Origin of the sequence: Microcystis sp. M090S1, from assembly GCF_020246295.1 — a bacterium.
Classification (GTDB): Bacteria; Cyanobacteriota; Cyanobacteriia; order Cyanobacteriales; family Microcystaceae; genus Microcystis; species Microcystis aeruginosa.
The window spans coordinates 1-17,798 of the sequence record NZ_JADBTF010000100.1 but is presented as its reverse complement, the minus strand read 5'-3'; the positions used below and the strand labels follow the sequence as shown (position 1 = coordinate 17,798).

The following is a 17,798-nucleotide window of genomic DNA, read 5'->3' as shown; positions in this document are numbered from 1 at the left end:
TTTCGACCATTATAGCTTGTTTCGGGGCAGAAAACCATCAAAAACATGGCTACAGAGGGAATCGCTGACTCTAGAGATTAATGACACCATCTGTTACAATGAGGTTAGCGATCACTATACAGCCAACTCTACGGAATCGCTCTACTCCAGATACAGTCAACGGTACAGCCATTTTCAAGGGAAAAATGTACCCAGTAGAGTCTTGTCAATTTTTTCTGAGAAGCCCCATGCAGTAAGGGTTTTGTTAATTTTTTAGTATTTCTGTATGGGGGAAGTCCAGATATAAATAATTTGCAGTGCGGAATGTGGGTTTTAAAAATTTGCGGAAAGACGAATCTCCGCTTGTAGATCGAAGACAAGCGGAGATAATTTCCTTGTCAAGAATTAAGAAGATAAGGAAATCAGTTTTGTCGGTGATGGAGTGAAAACTATCTTTTGTGGTCAAAAAATTATCCGCCATCTATTTTGGAAATTATAGGAACAGTCTCATGCTTTTAACTCCAAACTTTAACCCTCTTAACTCCCTTAACTTCTCTCATTCTACGACTAACTTTCTTAATTCCGTCCCTCAGCAAGAAATAGCTGAATCCATATCTGTTATTCAATATTTAATCAATCAAATCCCTGAATCTGTATTGTGGATCGATTCTCAAGGACGGATTAAGCATTACAATGATGCTGCTTGTGCTTTATTGGGATATTCCAGAGAACAATTATCTAATTTGACTATAGAAGAAGCTGCTCAAGATTTTTTAAACTCAGATTGGTCTAGATACTGGAAATTAATTCAACGTCGAGGTTTTGGACGTTGGATCACACAACATCCTTATTATGAGGATCATCAATCCCTCGATATTACGGTTAACTTTCTCAAATATGGAGATCAGGATTATATAAGCATAGTAGCTCGTTCTTTAAATTTTCTAGAATCTGAAAAAGATGGCTACGCTTGCAGAATTCATCCTTCTGTTAACTCAAAACAAGCTCCTCAATCGTTGATACAGCCTTCTTCTACCCCGCAACCGAATTTCTTTGATTCTTTGGCTTCTTTCTACCCTAATAGTTCTCAATTAAAACCCGTTTTTGAGTTTATTGAGGCAAATTATAGTCAACCCATTACCCTCAATGATGTGGCTGGAGCGGCTGGTTATTCTCCTGCTTATTTAACCAATTTAGTTAAGCGTCGCACCGACAAAACGATTATTCATTGGATTGTGGAACGAAGAATGCTAGAAGCCCGATCCTTGTTACTGAAAACCCATGAGTCAATTACCAAAATTGCCGCCACCGTTGGGTTTACTGACCCCTATTATTTTTCCCGTCGCTTTAGTCAGTTACATAAAGTATCTCCTAAACGTTGGCGAGAAAAATATCAAACTCAAGTAGCTTAAATGATGGCTGAGTTTTAGGTTTTAGGTTCTAAGTATTTAAACTTTACACCTTACATAATCATGATTGAGGTGGGCATTGCCCACCTTAGTAGTGCTTAAATTATCCCTGTTTGATGGCAGGAAGAGACGGAGATTGACGAGAGAGTGAAAGGGTAATACCTAGTTGGGATAAATCAACCGTTTTATAGTTTAGGATAAACCCTAAGCCATATTTTTCTACCACAGGAATCGGTAATTTGGCGGCATGACTATAAACCACTCTAACGGTATCTTGGCTTCCTTTATTGGGTGAGTTATTAGGTTTTTGTTCAACAAATTGACCCAAAAACTGTAGAGAACTATAGGTTTTATTTGCTTGTTGGGCAATTTGGAGAAATTCAGAAATTGCTTGCTCTAATTCCTGAGTCAAGCTATTAATATTCTCTCCAATTTTTAACAACTGATACTCCTGTTTAGATAGCAGTTTTTCTAGCTTATCTTGCAGTTCTGTTTCAAGCTGTACAACGGCTGAAGTTAATAATTCTTGGAGCATTTGCGGAGATTTATGAGCGGTTTCAATCGGTTGAGTAGTGGAATAAATCTCTGTAACAGATGGGTTAAGAACATGAGTCTCTATCATAATTTTTACCTAGTAACTAGCAACTTAATTTTGTTACCTTTTATTGTAAGAAAAAAGGAGTTGAAATTTAATGGATAATATTTTGTATTGTCTGCTAGGTTTTTCGATTATATTTATATAGTAAAAACGTACTAAATTTGACCATAAAAAATAGGAATAAAAAAAATCCAGTTTTGGCGAAAAATAAAACATGGCTGATCAATGGATAGAGGAATAAACTAGGAATATAAGTTAAGCAATCTTAGTTTGCTACAACACTTTTTTCACGTTAAAGGAACTTAACCCATGATGACAACTGTTCAATCTCCTTGTACCGTTGAAGACATTCAAAACTGGCTCGTTGATCAGTTGGCTCAACAACTCGATGTTGACCTTGATGACATTGATATTGAAGAACCTTTTGATAATTATGAACTCGACTCACGAAAAGCGTTAGTTTTATTAGGACGCTTAGAAAAATGGCTCGGAAAGGAATTAAATCCTGTGGTCATTTTTAACTATCCCACCATTGCTGAATTAGCAACCCGATTAGGGGAATTATATCTTTAACTTTTTCTTGTATTCTTTCTCATTCACTCTATTCCTCATCACATTTTAGGAGAATTTCACCAATGGTTACAACTGACACAAAAGTTTATGATGTGGTGATTATGGGAGCAGGTTTCGCCGGGGTCTGTCAAGCAAGACACTTACTTCTAAATGTTCCCAACATTAAAATTGCACTCATCGATCCTCGTCCAGAAGAAAGAACTAATAAAGACCTCAAAATTGGCGAATCAATGGTGGAAATTGCCACCCTATTTGTTTGCAAAGAATTGGGGTTATATGAGTATATGATCGAAAATCATCCTCCCAAATTTGGACTAAACTTCCATTGGCCGAAAAAGAAGGACAAAACGACTACCACTGATGATTATTATCATATTTGGAATAATCGTCAACCGCCTTTGGCTTCCTTTCAAATGAACCGGGCAAAATTTGAACGGGATCTCCTAAAAATGAATAAAGCGATGGGAGCAACTTTTTATCAAGGTCGAGTTGTAGATGTTGATTTAACCTCAAAAGATGAACTCAAAACCGTTATCGCTAAAGTCGAAAATGAACAGATAACTCTCAAAGCAAAGCACGTTATTGATGCCGCAGGACGGAAGTTTATTATTGGTCAAAAAACCGATAATCTCCTATTTGGAGCAGATAATCTTTTTGGACTTGATACCGGTTCTGTTTGGGTTAGAGTTAACAATATTGATCGCACCATTTTTCACGATGGTTATGATCCTTATGGTACAACTTGTAGCCATTACTATGCAACCAATCATTGGTTCGGTCATGGTCATTGGTTATGGATGATTCCTACCGAGAAGGATAGTCAAGAAATTTCCATTGGCATTGCTTATCATCGTTCAGCGATCGCTGATAATCAAATTAACACAAAAGAGAAATTTTATGATTTCTTAAAAGCCAATCATGAAATTCTTTATCGTTTAGTTAATAGTGGTGAAAATATTGATTTCCATTATTTACCGCGACCTTCTCATACAAGCAAAACCATGTTTTCAGCCGATAATTGGTATGTAATTGGAGATGCAGCTTGTATTTTTGATCCTTTTTATTCTTTGGGATCTAGCATGATTTCCTATCAAATTGAATGTACGACAGAAATTATTCGCAGTAAATTAGTAGGAGAAGCTATTGGCGAGAAAAAACAAGCGGCGTACAATGATTTTATCCTAACTTACACGCGGTTTAATAACCATCTAATCAAACATCATGATCAACAGTTAGGAGATGCCAGTATTATGAGTTGGCGCATCTATCATGATTATATCTGGTGGTTTGGTGTCCAAGTTCCTATGTACACAGGAAAATGGTTTCTAGACTTGGATTTTCTAGCACGATATACCCTTGGCTTAAAAGAACATCAAACAGGATATTGTGAACATCTTTATCAACAATTTAATGAAGTCATTAAACAAGGGAAAAATTTAGGTTTCATGGATTGTTATCGAGGCGATCAACTTTGGGGAGATTATCATACTCTTCAACATTTTGATAACTTTGTCGAAAATACCAAACTTGAACCCAAACGGTCTAATGTCTTTGCATCTATGAAATGGACAAATTTCTACACGGCAATTTGGTATGCTAAATTCCTCTGGAAAGGTTTTGGGTGGCGTGGCTTTTTAAATGGAAAAAATCTTTACTATTTGGTTGAACATTTTGTTCATATGCTACAAGCAATTATCGGCGAAATGTTTTATAAACATTTTACTAAAGGGATTCCTGATAATAGTAAAATTGAACAAACTCGCCAAGAATTTACCCACTATCATTATCGACCTCAACTAAATCCTTGGGTAAAAGAAGAAGTGAAAAGAGCGCCCGAAAAAATACCTATTATTGTCTAAATTTGGGTGAATCACTTAGGCATAGGTAAAAGATAACATCAAAAATCACAAGATAGCATCTTTTACCTTTAACCCTACGCAATTACTGTCTATTAATTACGGATATCTCAACCATGAAACCTATTGCAATTATTGGGATTGGCTGTCGTTTTCCTAAAGCCAATAATCCTCATGAGTTCTGGCAATTATTATCAAATGGAATTGACGGAATCACCGAAATTCCTAAGGAGCGCTGGAATATTAATGAATATTATGATGAGAATCCTGAAACACAGGGAAAAATGAATTCTCGTCATGGGGGATTTTTATCGCAAGTTGATGGGTTTGATCCTAATTTTTTCGGGATTTCTCCTAGAGAAGCCTTATTAATGGACCCTCAGCAACGCTTACTCTTAGAAGTAGCTTGGGAAACCATTGAAGATGCAGGAATAACACGGGAACAATTGGCAGGATCGAAAACAGGTGTATTTGTGGGAATTGCCACAAACGATTATAGTCGCATCCATGCAGGATATAGCCACCATCCCCAAGGCTATGATTTAACAGGAAACTGCACAAATATCGCAGCCGGTCGTCTTTCCTATCTTTTTAACTTAAAAGGTCCTAGTTTAGCGGTAGATACGGCTTGTTCTTCCTCTTTGGTCGCAGTGCATCTCGCTTGTCAAAGTTTATGGAATGATGAGTCTTCAATGGCGATCGCAGCAGGGGTTAACCTGATTTTATCCCCTATTGGTAATATTGCGTTAAGCAAATTGAAAGCCTTGTCTCCTGATGGACGTTGCAAAACCTTTGATGAAAGCGCCAATGGATATGTGCGAAGTGAGGGAGTCGGTTGTATTATTCTCAAACCGTTGGCTCAAGCGATCGCAGATAAGGATTCCATTTATGCGTTAATTAGAGGAACTGCTATTAATCATGATGGACGCAGCAAGGGGTTAACGGTTCCCTATGGACCGGCACAAGAAAGCTTGATTCGATCAGCCTTGAAAAATGCCGAAATTGAGCCAAAAGAGCTTAATTATGTGGAATTACACGGGACGGGAACATCTTTAGGCGATCCCATCGAAGCGATGGCCTTGGGAGCTGTGTTAGAAGAAGGACGAGACAAGGATAATCTTTGTTTGGTGGGATCGGTAAAAAGTAATATAGGACATCTCGAAGCAGCAGCAGGAATTGCCAGTGTGATTAAGATGGCACTTTCCCTGAAAAACAAGCAAATTCCGCCCAGTCTGCATTTTAACAAGCCGAATCCTTATATTCCCTTTGATAAGTTACCCCTTAAGCTTCAATCATCTTTAATTACCTGGCCACAACAGGAAACATCCGCCAAGGTGGGAATTAGTTCTTTTGGATTTTCGGGAACAAACGCTCATCTTATCTTAGAAGAAGCTAATTTATCTCACCAAGAACCAATTTCCTTAACTTTCCCTCATTTACTTCCTTTATCTGCCCATAGTCACGAAGCGGTTAAAGATTTAGCTCAAAATTATGAAGATTTCCTGAAAGATCAAGCTTTAACCGCTGAATTTGTCCAGAATCTTTGCTATAGTGCTAGTGCAAGACGGACTCATCATGCTCATCGTCAGGCGGTTGTGGTTCATTCTCCTGAGGAATTATTGAGGGGTTTAAAAGAGTTAGAAACGATTGATTTATCGACTCAATCTAAGCCTTCAAAACGTAAAACAAACATTGCTTTTGTCTTTTCTGGCCAAGGACCTCAATGGTGGGCAATGGGACGGGAATTATTAGCAACAGAACCCGTTTTTCGCTCTGTTATTAAACAATGTGATACTTTGATTCAAAAGTATGCTAACTGGTCATTATTAGCGGAATTTAATGCGTCTGAAGCTCAATCTCGTTTACAAGAAACAGAAGTTTCTCAACCTGCTTTATTCGCTTTACAAGTTGGATTAGCTAAATTATGGCAATCTTGGGGGATTAATCCTAAATCTGTGGTTGGTCACAGCTTGGGAGAAGTTGCAGCCGCCCATTTTGCGGGAATTCTAACTCTTGAGGAAGCCATTCATTTGATTTGTCAGCGCGGACAGTTGATGCAGCAAGCAACAGGAAATGGAAAAATGCTTGCGATTGAATTACCTGTTAATGAGGTAGAAAATTTAATGGCTGCTTGGGAAAATAAATTAGAAATTGCTGCCATTAATAGTCCTTATTCAACGGTTGTATCTGGGGAGTCTCAATCGATCGATCAATTAATTGCTGAATTGTCCCAAAACCATCCTCATATTTTCTACAAAGAACTCCCTGTTAATTATGCTTTTCATAGTCAACAAATGACTACTTTTGCGGATAATTTAGTTAAAAAATTAGGAGAGCTTCAGCCTCAAAAAAGCACCATACCAATTTTCTCAACCGTAACAGGTGATCAACAAGAGGGTACATTATTTAATGCTGCTTATTGGGGACAAAATATGCGTCAGACGGTACGTTTTAACCCTGCGATTGAAGCAATGATTAAATCTCGTCATACTATCTTTGTTGAAATCAGCCCCCATCCTGTTTTATTGGGATATATTAAAAGTACCTTACGAGAACAAGATACTGAGGGATTTGTTTTACCCTCTCTAAGACGAGAACATTCTGAACGGGGAACGCTATTAAATTCTTTAGGAAAGCTCTATACTTGGGGACAGTCGATTAATTGGGAAAAATTATATCCCGAAAATTGTCAGTTTGTTAAGTTACCGCTTTATCCTTGGCAACATGAATCTTATTGGGTAAGTGATGCTAAACCTCAATTTAAGTCTGTTTCTTCTGCTTCTAGTTTACTTAATTTATTAGTTGAAGGCAAAACTGAACAACTAACGGAACAGTTAAATCAAAGTGTTCAATTATCACCTGAAGTCAAGCAGTTTTTACCGCAATTATTACAGTTATTGGTGGGAGAAGATACAACAATAGCAGGCCAGATGCCTATCCTACAGGATGTTAGTAAAAACTGTTATCAAGTGGAATGGCAACTCAGTCCTTTAAACTTAAAAAATAAGCCTTCTCAAGGAGAACGGTGGTTAATTTTTAATGATAATCAAGGAGTTGGTAAAGCCTTAGCAACAACGCTAAATGATGCTTATATTTTGGTGTCTTCTGGTCAAACTTATCAGAAGTTGGTGTCAGGTCATTATCAAATTAATCCTAATAATGATAAGGATTTTCAACGGTTGTTACAAGATCTAACTGAACCAATCACCAAAGTGGTCTATTTATGGGGGTTAGACAGCGATATTAACTCCCAACCCTCTCAAACTCGTTCTTATGCCAGTTTATTGTATCTAACACAAGCTTTAGCTCAATTTAAAACTAAAGAACCCCCTAAACTTTGGGTCATAACACAACAAGCACAACCGGTGAATGATGCTGTTAAACCGCTTAAAATAGCGCAAACGTCCTTATGGGGAATGGGTCAAGTCATTGCCCTTGAATATCCTAATTTATGGGGAGGATTGATTGATTTAGAAGAAAAACAACCATCGTCTCAAGCAATTATTGCTGAAATAACAGAAAATCTAGGAGAAGATCGCATCGCTTTTCGGGATCATCAACGATATGTTGCCCGTTTAGTACCTAATAAAGCAATAAAAAGCTCAAACATCAATTTTAAGAAGACAGAAGCCAGTTATCTCATTACTGGTGGCTTAGGCTCTTTAGGATTAAGTTTAGCAGATTGGTTAATTGAAAAAGGTGCAAATCATTTAATCTTAACCAGTCGGCGAGCCTTAGCTGACCATTCAACGGATAAACAGGTAAAAATCAAAGCTTTAGAGGATAAAGGGGCTACTATTCAAGTAATTGCCGCTGATGTCAGTGATCATCAACAAACCCGTCAACTTTTTCACCAAATTCAAGAAAATTGTCCTCCCTTACAGGGTATTATTCACGCAGCAGGGGTTTTGAGCGATCGCACCATTGACAAGATGGATTTCCATTGTTTTGAGAGCGTATTTAATCCTAAAGCAGCAGGAGCGTGGAATTTACACCAACTTTCTCAAGATTTATCCTTAGATTTCTTTGTTTGTTTCTCTTCCATGTCTGCTTTAATCGGATCACGAGGTCAAATTCACTATGCTGCTGCCAACCATTTCTTAGATGGTTTAATGCACTACCGTCGAGAGTCTGGACTCACAGGGTTAAGCATTAACTGGGGACCTTGGGCTAAAGGGGGAATGGCCACGCAAGGCTATGAAGAAGGCTTAAAACGCCTGGGAATCAATCCATTACAACCTAATTTAGCCCTAGATACTTTAGATGCTCTAATCAATGGTAATGTTACTCAAACAATGGTAGCAGAGATTGATTGGTCTAAGTTTAAAACGATTGTTGCAGCAAAAGGACGGGTGGCTTTCTTAGAAGCGTTATTCAAGCAAGATCAGGATAATTTTGTGCAAACGGTCGAGAATTTCCCCCAAACCATCCAAAAAACCCCTCCTCACCGACGAGTCACCCTATTAACCACTCGTTTACAGCAAGAAGTAGCGCAAGTCTTAGGAATTCACGGAGATACTTTACCAGATACTGATAAAGGGTTCTTTGAGATGGGAATGGATTCTTTAATGTCCGTAGAACTGAAACATCGTCTAGAAGGCTTATTTTCTGTCTCTTTACCTTCTACCTTTGCTTTTGAGTATCCCACTATTGGTGATGTGGTGCAGTATTTTGTCCAAGAAGTATTTGCTTGGCAAGATAATTCAGAAAATTCTCAGATTTCTTCGGAAACAGAGTCAACGGATGTTGTAGTACTCAACCAAGCCCTTGCTGAATTGGAGTCGCTGTCAGAAGCAGAAACAGAAGCCCTAATGGAGCGAGAATTGGCGGAATTAGAAGCATTACTTTAACAGTTATCAGTTATCAGTTAAGTAGGTGGGTGGAATTAAATATAAAATGAACGTAGGTTGGGTTGAAGCATGAAACCCAACGCCCGCATGGGTTACGCTACCGCTAACCCATCCTACAAATAATTGTGCCTACCTACTTATCAGTTATCTGAATACCTAACACCTCACACCTAATATCTAAGGAGCATTTTAACATCATGGGTTCTCATCACCAGAAAACAGAATTAACGCCGTTACAAAAAGCAGTTATTGCGCTTAAAGAAGCTCGTAACAAGATTGAAGCCTTAGAACGGCAAAAAAATGAACCGATCGCTATTATTGGCATGGGGTGTCGTTTTCCGGGGGGTGCAAATAGTCCAGAGGCGTTTTGGGAGCTATTATCAAGGGGAAAAGAAGCAATTGTCCCTGTTCCTAGCCAAAGATGGGATGCTGAGGCTTATTATGACGAAAATCCCGATCTTCCTAACAAAACTTATGCTCGTTATGGCGGGTTTATTGACGCAGTAGATCAATTTGATCCGCAATTTTTCGGGATGACTCCCCGTGAGGCGATCGCACTAGACCCTCAACAACGATTATTATTAGAGGTAAGTTGGGAAGCGTTAGAAAATGCCGGAATTGCACCTCAGAAGCTGACAGGGACGCAAACAGGCGTATTTGTGGGCATTGGCTTGGATGATTACGCAAAACTGCAAATTAAGCAACAAATTCCCATTGATGCTTATACGGGATCAGGAAATGCGTTTTGTTTCGCTTCGGGTCGCTTATCCTATTTTTTAGGGCTACAAGGACCGAGTTTAGCCATTGATACCGCCTGTTCTAGCTCTTTAGTCACGGTACATCTGGCTTGTCAAAGCTTACGCAATAGAGAGTCAAATTTAGCTTTAGCAGGGGGAGTTAGTTTAATGTTATCCCCGGAGGTGACGTTATATCTTTCTAAAACCCGCGCTTTGTCCCCTGATGGTCGTTGTAAAACCTTTGATAAAGATGCAAATGGCTATGTGAGAGGGGAAGGCTGTGGAATGGTGGTCTTAAAACGCTTTTCTGATGCTATAAGCGATGGAGATAACATTTTAGGGGTAATTAGAGGCTCGGCGGTCAATCAAGATGGCCCCAGTAGTGGTTTAACGGTTCCCAATGGATCAGCGCAAATGGCAGTTATTCGTCAAGCATTGGAGAATGCAAAAGTAAAACCCGAACAAATTAGCTATTTAGAAGCACACGGGACAGGAACAGCCTTAGGCGACCCTATTGAAGTACGGGGGATTAACAATATCCTATGCAAAGATCGTTCCACTGATAACCCCTTAATGGTAGGTTCAGTAAAAACGAATATCGGCCACCTAGAAATTGCAGCCGGGATGGCCAGCCTATTAAAAGTCATTTTATCCCTAAAAAATCAAGAAATCCCCCCCCATCTTCATTTTAAAGAACTTAATCCTGATTTAGCGGCTGCTGCAACCGCTCTCAAAATTCCTACCGCTTCTCTGCCTTGGCAGCGAACAGAAGAACCTAGAAGGGCCGGAATTAGTGCATTTGGATTAAGTGGCACAAATGCCCACATTATCATCGAAGAACCGCCTCAATTAAGCTTTAATCCTTCTGAAGTGGATCGTCCTGCTCATTTACTCACTCTATCAGCGAAAAGCGACGATGCTTTAGATGATTTAGCGCAAAAATGGGTCAACTATTTAGAGAAAAATCCTCAATTAAACCTAGCAGACTTAGCTTTTAGTGCCAACACGGGACGAGGACAATTTAACCATCGTCTGGCAATTTTGGCAAAATCAACCCTTGAAGCCAAGGACTCTTTAACAGCATTTACGCAAAAACAACCTTGTTTGAATGTTTTCAGCCAAGCAGTTGCAAAAAGTCGTCAAAATAAGATTGCTTTCTTGTTTACAGGACAAGGTTCTCAGTATGCAGACATGGGACGACAACTGTATGAAACTCAACCCACCTTTCGTCACGCGTTAGAGGAATGCGATCGCTTATTGCAACCTTACCTAGAAAAGTCCTTATTAGAGGTTTTATACAGTGATTCTAGCTTATTAGACCAAACTGCTTATACTCAACCCGCCTTATTCGCCATTGAATACGCATTATATAAATTATGGCAGTCTTGGGGCATTAAACCTGATGGGGTTTTAGGTCATAGTGTGGGGGAATATGTGTCCGCTTGTGTTGCAGGGGTTTATTCTCTCGAAGAGGGAATCAAGTTAATTGCCGAAAGAGGACGCTTAATGCAGTCTTTACCCCAAAAAGGCGCAATGGCAGCCATATTTGCCCCTATTGAAACAGTAAAATCTGTTATTTCTCCTTATGGGGATCAAGTTGAGATTGCAACTATCAATAGTTCGGAAAATATTGTTATTTCGGGTGATCAGGAAGCAATTAATCAGATTAAAGCAGATTTAGAATCACAAAGCATTGAAGTGCGTCTGCTTAAGGTATCTCATGCTTTTCATTCCGGGATGATGCAACCGATATTAGCAGAATTTAAAGTGATCGCTGCTAAAATTAGCTATAAAACACCCCAATTAGATTGGATTTCCACCGTCACAGGTGAAGAAATCAGCCAAGCAGTAACAGAGGACTATTGGTGTCAACAAGTGCGTCAATGCGTCCAATTTGCCCCTGCAATAGAAACCTTAGCCAGCCAAGGTTATAATCTATTTATTGAAATCGGCTCTCATCCGATTTTAACGAGATTGGGTCAAAAAACCTTAGCAAACCCTGATTATCTGTGGTTATCTTCCCTACAACGAGGACAGGATGATTGGCAAATTTTATTACAAAGTGTGGCGAAATTAGCCGTTTCTGGGGTTAATATTGATTGGAATGGCTTTGATAAAGATTATGCTCGTCTTCGTCTTCCTTTACCTACTTATGCTTTCCAAAAACAACCCTACTGGTTAACCGTAGAGGCGCCTGGTTTACGCCCAACCCAAGGGACAGAAACCGTAGAAGGGCAAGACTTACACCAAAGTCAAGAACGAGAAACTGTAGTGGCGCCAGGCTTGCGCCCAACCCAAAAACAAAACGAAACCAAGGCTGAAAGCCTAGAAAGTCAATTAATTGCCTTAATAAGTCAAATTACGGGTTTAAATCCTCAGCAATTGAGTTTGAATGTTTCCTTAGAAGCAGATTTAGGGTTAGATTCTATTATGATGACCCAATTAATGAACGGGTTACTATCATTAATTCCTGAAGAGCAACGTAGTCAATTTAGTGAAACCTTTTCCCTACGCCATTTAATGCAAGTCTCCAATCTTCAGGAATTATTAACCATTATTCAATCTCATACTTCATCCCCCAAACCTCAAATCTCTAACCCTAAACCACAAACCAAAAACCTCAAACCACAACCCTCGAATCTGGTTCCTATTCTCCATAGTCAAATTCCCTTGTTAATGAGTTATTGGAGTCTCAATTCTAATAGTTTATTTACTAAGGTTAAAATTGCAGGAGAATTTGACTTAAATATTGCTCAACAAGCATGGAAACTGTTAATTAATCGACATCCCATGTTACGGGCGCAATTTCAGATTCCAGAAGATGCAACCTGCTTTGCAGACTATCAATTAGAAGTGCTAGAAAATCCCATTCCTCCTGAAATTCTTGTTAAAGATTTCACAACTTTAACTCCTGAGGAACAAGGGGAGAAAATTGAAGAAGAAATCTATCATTGGTTAAACTATAACTGGTCTTTAACGCAATGGCCGCTGCATGGATTTTCTGTTCTTAAATTATCTGATCAAATTCATCAATTATTTTTAGGGAATGAACACTTAATTTCGGATGGGTTAAGTAACCATGTCATGATGCGGGAATTCTTGGAAATTTACCGGGCTATAGTTGCTAAAGAAACGCCAAATCTTCCCCCTACATTGACTGTAGAAGATTATCGAAAACAGGTTCAATTAATGAACGATTGGCAAGATATTGAGGAAGATCGAGCCTTAGCAGAATACAATAATGCTGTGTCTGGAATGTCCTATCGTTGGCAACCTAAACAGCAGAAAAATGCTCAAAAATCTCCTCTCTTTTACAATCAAAAGTATCTACTTTCAGCAGAAACTACCTCTCAATTAATCGACAAAACCCGTCAATGGCGAGTCCCGATGAATGCACTATTATTAGGTGCATTTCTAAAAACTATGTCACAAATAGATTCAAAAGCTGAAAATATCGGAATTTCGATTCCCACCAGTGGACGAATTTACCCCGAAGTAGATGCAACAGGTGTGGTTAGTAGTTTTGCTCAAAATCTGGCATTAAGTTTTGCTAAACCTCAATCTGAGCAAGATTGGCCGACCTTTTTAAGCCAAATTCAGCAAACTGTACAACAACATATTGGCACAGGTTTAGATCGGGCGCAAACTCGTCAAATGGGAACAATTTTTCGAGACAATATTACCCTAGAAAAGGGTAAAATTCCCCCTCATAGTCTTTCTTTAATACAGGAGGCTTTAAAGTCTAATTTATACCTTCCTTATACGGGACAAACTCACCTTCAACCTCAGTATGATGCTTTATCAATTACTGACTATCAAGCAGGAGGAATGAACGCAACTGGAACAATTGATATTTTGCAAGAAATATTTAATAATCGTCTTCATTTATTTGCAAGTTACGATTACCATCACTTTGACTTATTGCTAATAAATCAATTAATGACAGCCTATGTCAGCCAAATTGAAGAACTAGCCAATTTACCCGTCCAAGATCAAGTTATTATTTCTCATTCTTCGTCTATTTCTCTTAATACAGAGATTGAAGAAATGCTACGACAAATAACTTCCAAAATTTGTCATTGGACAATTGAAGAAGAAGAAATGAGTGATGATTTGGAGGCAGATTTAGGACTAGATTCTTTAGAACGCATTCGCCTTGTTACCAAGCTAGAAGGGATTTATGGCAAACAATATCGCCAAGACCTTTTAAATTGTCGAACTTTACAAGAAATGGCTGCTATTTTAGCCCCATCTCAACCTTCAATCGTCAACAGCTATTCGTAAAATATAGCCCGACAAATTAATGTTAGGACGAAGAAAAATATGTCATTCCTGCGGTAGGTAGGAATCCACAAATATTTATGATATCCTGAACTTTTTTTGTCCGGCTATACCTCAATCAGCGAAGGTTCGTTATCAGTCCTTAATGGCTACCTTTTAAAAGACCAATGGGCGCAAGCCTTGCGCCCCTACCACCTAACATCTAATAGAGGATTATTCTTATGGCTTTTTCCCCCGAAATTCCCTACTATAAAATTATTAAACAAGCACAATTAACCCCTGATGCGATCGCTGTTTTAGATGAGACTTGTCCCCTAACTTATCAACAATTAGACCATCTTTCTAATCAAGTTGCTGCTTATTTACAGACTCAAGGTGTTAACCCCAATACCAGAGTAGGAATTATGACGGAACGAAATCCAGGCATGATTATTGGTATTTTGGGAATTCTTAAAGCCGGTGGCTGTTATGTACCCTTAGATCCCGATTATCCCGTCGAAAGATTGCGTTATATTCTTCATCATGCCACTATCGAGATTTTACTTACCGAACATCAAGTAAGTGAACAGTTAATTTCCTGTGTGACAGAACCTTTACCCTTGCAAACCGTCCTCTTTTTAGATGAAGGAGAAAGATTAAACAAAATTAATGATTTAACTCAGATTACCACTTCTATCTGGCAAAAACACAGTAAAGAATCCATAAATCTTTGTAATCGTCCTGAGGATTTAATGGTAATTCTTTATACGTCTGGATCAACAGGACGGCCAAAAGGGGTAATGTTAAACCATCGCGGTTATATGAATCGTCTAGAATGGATGCAAAAGACATTTTCCCTGAAAACAGGCGATCGCATTGCACAACGCACCTCTTTTTGCTTCGATATTTCCGTATGGGAAATTTTCTGGACGTTAATGGAAGGTGCAACAATATGTCCCGTCAAACGCGAAGTAGTCTTAAATCCTTGGGAATTTGCTGCATGGATTAAAAAGACTAAAATTAATGTAATGCACTTTGTTCCCTCACTCTTTGGGGAATTTATCAGTGCGATTGAAAACGAATCTTGGACATTTCCTGATCTACGCTGGTTAATCTTTAGTGGGGAAGCTTTACCCATGTCTTTTATCCAAAAATGGCTTGATTGTTATGGATTAAAGACAGGTTTAGCCAATCTTTATGGACCGACAGAAGCCTCAATTGATGTGACTTACCATATTATTACAGAACGTCCTGACGAACGCACCAGCAGCCAAATTCCCATCGGAAAAGCGATCGATAATGTCTATCTCAAAGTGTTGGATGATCAGATGCAACCTGTTAAACAAGGGGAAATGGGAGAACTTTGGCTTGGTGGCGTACAATTAGCATTAGGATACCTCAAAGATCCTGAAAAAACCGCTAAAGCGTTCTGTTCTAATCCTTTTTCTGATGTCTCTGGTGACTATATTTATCGGACAGGTGATCTAGTCAAGGAATTACCTGATGGTACGCTGGAATATCATGGACGTATCGATAATATGGTCAAAATTCGGGGTTTTCGCATTGAATTAGGGGAAATTGAGAGCATCTTAACCACTCATCCCAATGTACGGGAGGCCGCCGTTTTAGCTATTGATTACGGTGAAGGACAAAAACGATTAATTGCTTGTTTATCGGGGGATAAAATCAAAAACCGAGTTCTCAAAGCACATTTAGAGCAGAAACTCCCCCATTACATGATTCCTCAACGATTCGCTTGGTTTCCACAACTTGCTAAGAATCATAACGGAAAGTTAGACCGTAAAGCATTAGCCGCCGAATTACTTCCTGCTCCCGCTGCTCCCGCTGCTCCCCCTACTCCTTCTCTTATCCCCCTTGGACCGGCACAAAGTTGGTTAGTCAACTATTTTGAACCTCCCTATCAATGGTTGGGTTATACTCGTTTTCTCTATCATCAGTCTTTGAATCTTGATATTTTCAATCAAGCTGCTAATCTTTTGGTGCAACGTCATGAAGCTTTTCGGACGGTTTGCCTACAAAATCAAGGTAAATGGCAGCAATACTTGATCAATGATCCTCAACCTATCCTAGCAGAGTATTGGGATGGAAGCCACTTAACAGAAGCAGAACGTAATGCTAAAATTGAAGCTCAAATGTCAGATTTAGCTAAAAAAATCCAGATTGACCGTTGGCCACTTACTGCTACTCTTGTCGTTAAAGTTAGTCCCTATTGCTACGATATTACGATGGTCGCTCACCACATCATTGCCGATATGTTAAGTGCAACCATCTTGTTTAAGGAACTTTGGAGTGCCTATCATCAATTATTGGTAGGAAGTGAGCCGACTTTTCCTAACCCTAATCCTCAGTCTTACTTAGATTTTGTGCAAGTCTTGAGGGATGAGGAGAAAAAAGGAACAATAAACGAACACTTGAATTATTGGAAGGAACAATTTCCCGATGCAGAGAGTCGCTTTGAAGTCCCCGTCGATCATGTCAAAGGCCCAAATATTGAAGCTTCTGCCGAAAGTGAGCGATTTGTCCTAAGTAAAGCGCAAACTAAACAGTTATTAAGCCAAGGCAAGGCTTATTATCAGTCTAACTTTTATCCTATTCTCCTTGCTCCTTTATACCGTTTATTAGGTGATTGGAGTCAACGCCAACAGGTGGTTATCAGTCATCGTAGTCATGGGCGAGATTTAGGCGAAGGTCAGCCTTTTATGGAAAGTATGGGCAATTATGCTGTAAATTTTCCCATAGGCATTAATTTATCCACTTCTACGACTTGGGAAAAAACTATCAGTACCATCAATGAGCAGTTTGAAAGCTTACCAATGAATGGCGTAACTTATGATTGGATAGGTGAGTCTTTACCTGAATATCTCTATCCTGATAGTAATTTAACCCCAGTAAGGGCTAATTATCTGGGAAATCGTTCGGTTCCTCTCTCTGACTTGTTTGAGTTTGTTTATGGCGAGCGCGATTGTCGTTTATCGCCACTGGATCAAAAACGTACCACATTGATTGAATTCTTTTTCCTAATCATAGATGGTCAGTTAGAGATAAGAATTGAATATTCTCGTAATTTCCATCTTCCTACGACCATTCAAAAAATCGGACAAGATTATCTCATTCTTCTTGAGGAATTAGAGCCTATTGGCGTTGCTGATTCGTAACCGTTCAGGGGGGGTTGTCAAGCAGCCAGTGGCATTGACTCAGTGGCAGAACTCTCCTAGGGCAGAAGAGAGGGTGAAGAACTTCCCTGACGAGATGCCCTAACCTCCCCGGTCAAGAATTCCAAGACATTACAGTTCTGAGAACGCAGACTCGTCACTGAGTTAAGACTCTTCCTCACTCTTGATGGGAAGACAAAATCCGACATTCCGCACATCTTCATATACCTTTATATAGGATTTGCTGAAAAAGTTTGTTGGTGGGGTTAGGAGTCAGTAGCCGGTCGTCAGTAGCCGGTCGTCGGGAGTTTCAGGCTTTGTTGCCCTCTCTTTTTTGTACCAACTTATGTACTATAATAAGGA

The 17,798-nt window shown here is 39.2% G+C and carries 7 protein-coding genes; 6 read left to right on the top strand and 1 reads right to left on the bottom strand.

The genetic code is table 11. The features are described from left to right. Positions 1-488: 488 nt before the first annotated feature. Positions 489-1,391 carry a helix-turn-helix domain-containing protein gene (locus IM477_RS04675; protein WP_287730728.1) on the top strand — a complete coding sequence of 301 codons (903 nt, stop codon included), beginning with the start codon at positions 489-491 and terminating at the stop codon, positions 1,389-1,391. Positions 1,392-1,491: 100 nt separating this feature from the next. On the opposite strand, the gene IM477_RS04670 is transcribed toward IM477_RS04675, so the two are convergent. Next, a complete protein-coding gene (locus tag IM477_RS04670; protein WP_287730726.1) occupies positions 1,492-2,010 on the bottom strand; it encodes a hypothetical protein in 519 nt (172 codons plus the stop codon). A gap of 285 nt (positions 2,011-2,295) precedes the next feature. On the opposite strand from IM477_RS04670, the gene IM477_RS04665 reads away from it, so the two are divergent. The 5 genes from IM477_RS04665 (at position 2,296) to IM477_RS04645 (ending at position 17,438) form a co-directional block, all read left to right on the top strand. Then, positions 2,296-2,559: an acyl carrier protein gene (locus IM477_RS04665; protein WP_045359186.1), complete on the top strand. Its 264-nt coding sequence runs from the start codon at positions 2,296-2,298 to the stop codon at positions 2,557-2,559. A 62-nt stretch (positions 2,560-2,621) separates the two neighbouring features. Next, a complete protein-coding gene (locus IM477_RS04660) occupies positions 2,622-4,418 on the top strand; it encodes an NAD(P)/FAD-dependent oxidoreductase (protein WP_287730724.1) in 1,797 nt (598 codons plus the stop codon). A gap of 113 nt (positions 4,419-4,531) precedes the next feature. Further along, entirely contained in the window at positions 4,532-9,265 is a 4,734-nt protein-coding gene (locus IM477_RS04655) for a type I polyketide synthase (protein ID WP_287730722.1), read from the top strand. Positions 9,266-9,462: 197 nt separating this feature from the next. After that, positions 9,463-14,286, top strand: a complete 4,824-nt coding sequence (locus IM477_RS04650; RefSeq protein WP_287730721.1) for a type I polyketide synthase — start codon at positions 9,463-9,465, stop codon at positions 14,284-14,286. A gap of 218 nt (positions 14,287-14,504) precedes the next feature. Further along, entirely contained in the window at positions 14,505-17,438 is a 2,934-nt protein-coding gene (locus tag IM477_RS04645) for an amino acid adenylation domain-containing protein (RefSeq protein WP_287730719.1), read from the top strand. Positions 17,439-17,798: the final 360 nt, after the last annotated feature.

Excerpts from the sequence above, each read along its gene's own strand:
- IM477_RS04650 (WP_287730721.1), top strand. The coding sequence starts at position 9,463 with ATGGGTTCTCATCACCAGAAAACAGAATTAACGCCGTTACAAAAAGCA.
- IM477_RS04655 (WP_287730722.1), top strand. The coding sequence starts at position 4,532 with ATGAAACCTATTGCAATTATTGGGATTGGCTGTCGTTTTCCTAAAGCC.
- IM477_RS04670 (WP_287730726.1), bottom strand. The coding sequence starts at position 2,010 with ATGATAGAGACTCATGTTCTTAACCCATCTGTTACAGAGATTTATTCC.
- IM477_RS04660 (WP_287730724.1), top strand. The coding sequence starts at position 2,622 with ATGGTTACAACTGACACAAAAGTTTATGATGTGGTGATTATGGGAGCA.
- IM477_RS04645 (WP_287730719.1), top strand. The coding sequence starts at position 14,505 with ATGGCTTTTTCCCCCGAAATTCCCTACTATAAAATTATTAAACAAGCA.
- IM477_RS04675 (WP_287730728.1), top strand. The coding sequence starts at position 489 with ATGCTTTTAACTCCAAACTTTAACCCTCTTAACTCCCTTAACTTCTCT.
- IM477_RS04665 (WP_045359186.1), top strand. The coding sequence starts at position 2,296 with ATGATGACAACTGTTCAATCTCCTTGTACCGTTGAAGACATTCAAAAC.